The organism is Nocardia sp. NPDC051463, assembly GCF_040681975.1.
Lineage (GTDB): Bacteria > Actinomycetota > Actinomycetes > Mycobacteriales > Mycobacteriaceae > Nocardia.
Window position 1 is genome coordinate 1 of the sequence record NZ_JBFBAB010000070.1, and the last position, 1,330, is coordinate 1,330.

Sequence of the window (1,330 nt, forward strand, 5' to 3'; positions counted from 1 at the left end):
TGAACCGTCACGGGTTGGGGGCCGCTTCTTCCTAGTGGAAGATGGTTCCCATCATGACGAAGCGTTACCCGCCCGAGGTTCGTGAGAAGGCCGTTCGTCTGGTCCTCGAACGCCTCGATGAGTTCGAGTCCCCGTATGCCGCCGCCAGGGCGATCGGACCGCTGGTCGACGTGCATTACGAGACGCTGCGAGTGTGGGTGAAAAAGGCGCTCGCGCAGGGCTCCAGGTCGACCGCGAAGGGTTCGGCGGATTTGTCGACCGTCGAGCGTGAGGAATTGGCGCGGCTGCGGAAAGAGAACCGAGATCTCAAGCAGGCCAATGAGATACTGAAGTTGGCGTCGGCTTTTTTCGCGCGGGAACTCGACCCGCGACAGCGTTGATCGTCGGGTTCATCGACGAATACCGCCAGGTCTATGGCGTCGAGTCGGTCTGCCGAGCGCTGTCCGCGCACGGAATCCAGATCGCGCCGCGGACCTACCGCAAAGCCCGCCGTCGGCCACCCTCGGCCCGCGACATCGCAGACGCCCACGTGGAGAACGCCTTACGCGATCTGGCCGGGCAACCCGAGGAAATGTACGGACGTCGGAAAATGACCCGCTATCTGCGCCGGAAGGGCCACGTGGTGGCCTTCTGCACCGTGGACCGGATCATGCGTGAGCTCGGCATGAACGGGATCGTGCGAGGCCGCAAGGTGCGCACCACCATTCCGGGCAAGGACGCGGTGCGCGCCGGTGACAGGCTCAACCGCGACTTCACCTCGGACGCACCGAATCTGGTATGGGTCGCCGATTTCACCTACGTTTCGACCTGGACCGGATGGGCCTATGTGGCGTTCGTGTTCGACGCCTACTCCCGCGCCATTGTCGGCTGGACCACCGCCGCCACGAAAACGACCGCGCTGGTGTCCAAGGCGCTCAACATGGCCGTGTGGCGGCGTGGTCACTACGGGCACCCGATCGAGCCCGGTCTGATCCATCACTCCGATGCCGGGTCGCAATACACGTCGGTGAAATTCACTGAATCCCTCTCTCTGCAAGGACTCTCGGCATCGATAGGTTCGGTTGGGGATGCCTATGACAACGCGCTGGCGGAATCGATCATCGGGTTGTTCAAGACCGAGGTCATCAACCGGCACGGCCCGTTCAAGACCCTCACCGAGGTCGAATTCGCTCTCATGGAATGGGCAGACTGGTACAACAACGCCCGCCTACACTCCCGGCTGGACTACCTGACCCCCGCCGAATACGAAGCCGCGTACTACTCTCAACAATCACCACGCCGACCGGCGCTGGTCTGAAACCGAAGCCGGTCCCTTACCCGTGACGGTTCA

Annotated in this window: 2 protein-coding genes and 1 other annotated feature; both genes read left to right on the plus strand. The window is 62.7% G+C overall.

The features are described 5' to 3' along the window. The first annotated feature begins 53 nt into the window (after positions 1-53). Entirely contained in the window at positions 54-380 is a 327-nt protein-coding gene (locus AB0M74_RS35170) for a transposase (RefSeq protein ID WP_366530628.1), read from the plus strand. Next, positions 341-469, plus strand: a sequence feature (AL1L pseudoknot). It overlaps the preceding gene by 40 nt. Then, entirely contained in the window at positions 377-1,297 is a 921-nt protein-coding gene (locus AB0M74_RS35175; RefSeq protein WP_366530629.1) for an IS3 family transposase, read from the plus strand. Its footprint overlaps the feature before it by 93 nt. The genes AB0M74_RS35170 and AB0M74_RS35175 overlap by 4 nt, the downstream gene beginning before the upstream one ends. Positions 1,298-1,330 lie beyond the last annotated feature (33 nt).

What these genes read in the sequence shown, in the direction of transcription:
- AB0M74_RS35170 (WP_366530628.1), top strand. Translation starts at nt 54, where the DNA reads ATGACGAAGCGTTACCCGCCCGAGGTTCGTGAGAAGGCCGTTCGTCTG.